We start from the raw sequence: 1355 nt of genomic DNA, 5'->3' as shown, positions 1-1355 counted from the left end.
CCAAGCCATATATTGGCGGAATTTCAGGAGCGGAAGCAAAATTATGGTTTGAGAGCCATTTTATTTGTCGCTGTAAGGCATTCGTAAGGATCGTAGGGCCTTGCAGCCATATAGATACTCTCTCGCATCCTCGCGAGGATCAAGGGCGAGATGCTCACTCACCGGCCAACTCCTGATGGCCGCAGAAGAGGAAATGTGTCCTACAGCACGGAATGGCTCCCCGGGGGCCCAGCCCTTTGCATTTCGTGTTGCAGCTTAACGTCGAGCTGCTTGCTGGCATGCTGTCACCTCTTGTAACGGCTCGCGAGGAAATCATCGGGAGACTTTGACCCTGAGATCAGCTTTGCGATCGAAGCGGGCCCTTGACGCACAGCGCAGGTGCATCCGCTCCATCCGCGTGACAATGCCGGAGCCTGCCCTTCGCACGTGACTACGGCAGCACGATGCCGAAAAGTTGCCTGACGCGATCCACGAAAAGCCCGAAGGGCCGGGCCAGTAGGATCATGAAAACAATCGCAGAGAGGATTGCGACGGCTGCTTGTTGCAGGCTGGCGCCGGCGAGTATCAAGGTCGCGCCATAGACCGGAACCTGGGAAGACACGAACGCGGCGATGTCGGTCAGCGCGGCACCAGATCGCCGGTTCGGTCGTATCTGACGATGAAGCCAGTCCCGCCAACCCGTGTAGGGACGTCCGGTCACGATCATGATCGGCACCATCACGAGTCGCGTCGTCAGAACCTCAGCCGGGTTCATGCCGGCAATCACGAGTTCGCTGAAGGTCGCGACGATGGTGAAGAACACCACCGTGGAGAGGGTGTCGATGATGAACAGGCGCATGGATGGGGCTATAGCACCGAACCAAAGTGCCCGCTATCGACAGGATCGCGCCCGCGTCGGCGGAACCCCACCTGCAACACGAAATGCAAGGGGCTGGCCCGGTGGCCCAGCCCTTGGCAGTAAATGACGCAGCCTTGCAGTGAGTCGATCGTGCTGGCTGAGTCCGCTTGGAGCCCAAACTCACGCTGGCTCGCCGGCACCGTTTCGCGCACGCAGCGATCCGCGCCTCGTCGCGGACGGACCTTCGCTGACGTTCGGTCCCGGCGAGGGACGCTGCATTGTGGCCCGGGGTAGCTGCCATTCGTCACGGTTGCGAACGCCGGCCGCGGTCAGAAGTTCGCCGAAGCGGCACGACTGCGTCCACCGGAACGGGTTCGACAGTGAGGGGACCCGGCATGTCGACATCACACCGCAGTATCTCCGGGATATGGGGAGCATTTTCGAGGGGAAGGCGTCGGCTCTCGAAGACGCGATCATGGATGCCCGAGCGGGGCGCCATTTCGATGCCGGGTCATGA

Annotated in this window: 1 protein-coding gene; it reads right to left on the bottom strand. The window is 60.8% G+C overall.

The genetic code is table 11. The features are described 5' to 3' along the window. Window positions 1–430 precede the first annotated feature (430 nt). Window positions 431–838, bottom strand: coding sequence for an L-alanine exporter AlaE (gene alaE, locus IM708_RS20975; protein ID WP_209428489.1), 408 nt, complete (start codon window positions 836–838; stop codon window positions 431–433). Window positions 839–1355: the final 517 nt, after the last annotated feature.

Source organism: Pararhodobacter sp. SW119 (assembly GCF_017811755.1).
In the GTDB taxonomy this organism is placed as follows: Bacteria; Pseudomonadota; Alphaproteobacteria; order Rhodobacterales; family Rhodobacteraceae; genus Pararhodobacter.
Note: the sequence above shows the minus strand (reverse complement) of the source record. Positions and strands in the feature narration are given on the sequence as shown.

Bases quoted from the DNA above. Each gene is read 5' to 3' on its own strand.
- alaE (WP_209428489.1), bottom strand. From the start codon at position 838: ATGCGCCTGTTCATCATCGACACCCTCTCCACGGTGGTGTTCTTCACC.